This is a genomic window from Mesorhizobium sp. B2-4-12, from assembly GCF_006441575.1.
Classification (GTDB): Bacteria; Pseudomonadota; Alphaproteobacteria; order Rhizobiales; family Rhizobiaceae; genus Mesorhizobium.
Map to the genome: position 1 here is coordinate 1 of NZ_VFVC01000103.1, position 1,595 is coordinate 1,595.

At 64.5% G+C, this 1,595-nt stretch carries 1 protein-coding gene and 1 pseudogene; both read right to left on the reverse strand.

Annotated elements, in window-relative coordinates:
* Positions 1-600, reverse strand: a pseudogene (locus FJ934_RS27835) (ABC transporter permease); the annotation flags it as partial.
* Positions 597-1,475 (reverse strand): ABC transporter permease, encoded by an 879-nt coding sequence (locus tag FJ934_RS27840; protein ID WP_140613595.1) that lies wholly within the window; start codon positions 1,473-1,475, stop codon positions 597-599. The pseudogene FJ934_RS27835 and the gene FJ934_RS27840, both read right to left, overlap by 4 nt.
* Positions 1,476-1,595: the final 120 nt, after the last annotated feature.

Sequence of the window (1,595 nt, forward strand, 5' to 3'; positions counted from 1 at the left end):
GCCGACGACGTAACCGAAAAGCACCGCCTTGAAGACGGTCTGGCGGACATCGGCACCGAGTATCGGCAGCGAGTTGACAATGCGCACGCCGACGGCGCTCGGCGGCGGCAGCAGGATGAAGGGAATGCCGGCGCCCCGGGTCACCGCCTCCCAGATGATCAGGATCCAGGCGCCGAAAATGGCGGGAATGATCAGGCGCAGCAGGTTCCGGGACCAACCTGTCGTCGGACGAAGCCCGGACAGCACCGCCACGCAACGCCATCCGAGCAGCCAGGCCGCGATGAGCAGCAGGAAATACGCGGCCAGTGCCGTGCCTTCGAAACCGGCAATGCCCGAGATCAGCAGCCAGGCGACGAGATGGGCGCCGACGAACAGCACCACGGCCTCGCCCAGCGATGGCAACCTGACCATCGAGATCAGCGCCGCCACGATCGCCAGGCCGAACATCAAACCCTTCGTCCCGAGATAGGGATAGTTGATACTGGCAGCCGTATCCGCGAGTGCTGCCGCCTCGGGCTTCGACATCGCGCCAAGCGTGACCGCGATCAGACACAGCACGATCGCCAGCAGGGCTTGCCATGAGGGTTTCAGCCAGCTCATGCCGGCCTCCCGCCCATGGCGCGGTCGACCAGGCGCCCGGCGATGCCGACCACCATAACCAGAAGCGCCGCCACGATCGAACCGGCGACCAGCGCCGACCAGATATCGATGGACTGGCTGTAATAGGCGCCGGCGAGCAGCTTGGCGCCGATGCCGGCGACAGCACCGGTCGGCAATTCGCCGACGATAGCGCCGACCAGGCTTGCCGCCACCGCCACCTTCATCGAGGTGAACAGGAACGGCACAGAGGCCGGGACCCGCAACTTCCAGAAGGTCTGGGCGCGGCTGGCATTATAGGTGTGCATCAGGTCGAGATGCATGATCTCGGGCGAGCGCAGGCCCTTCACCATGCCGACCGTCACCGGGAAGAACGACAGATAGGTCGAGATCATCGCCTTCGGGATCAAACCGGTGATACCGACCGCCGCCAGCACGACGATGATCATCGGCGCCACAGCCAGGATCGGGATGGTCTGCGAGGCGATGATCCAAGGCATCAGGCTACGGTCGAGCGTCGTCACATGCACGATGCCGACGGCGATGACGATGCCGAGCGCCGTGCCGAAGGCAAAGCCGAGCAGTGTCGAGGACAGCGTCACCCAGGCGTTATAGATCAGGCTGCGGTTCGAATTGACGGGCCGCAGGAAGGTGTTCTGGAAGAAGTTCACCGCCACCTGGTGCGGCGCCGGCAATGTTGGCTTGGGCTGCGACAGCGTCTTGCCGATGAATTCAACGGTGCCCGGTGTCACGTTGGCCCGGCTGTCGATATCGCGCTGGAACGGCGCATTGAGGATGACGGCGAAAACGTACCAGAGCACGACGACGCCGGCGAGGATCGAGGTCACCGGAACGAGCTTGTCGCGGAAGCTATCCATGGCGATGTCCTCCTCTCAGCGGTACTGCGCTACGCAGCGCGCTCTTCGTCATCCTAGGGCGGAGCAGGCGCGAAGCCGCCTGCGTGACGCGAGCCGTCCATGGCGATTTCGTCATCCTAG

Coding starts and splice junctions, on each gene's coding strand:
- FJ934_RS27840 (WP_140613595.1), bottom strand. CDS start 1,475: ATGGATAGCTTCCGCGACAAGCTCGTTCCGGTGACCTCGATCCTCGCC.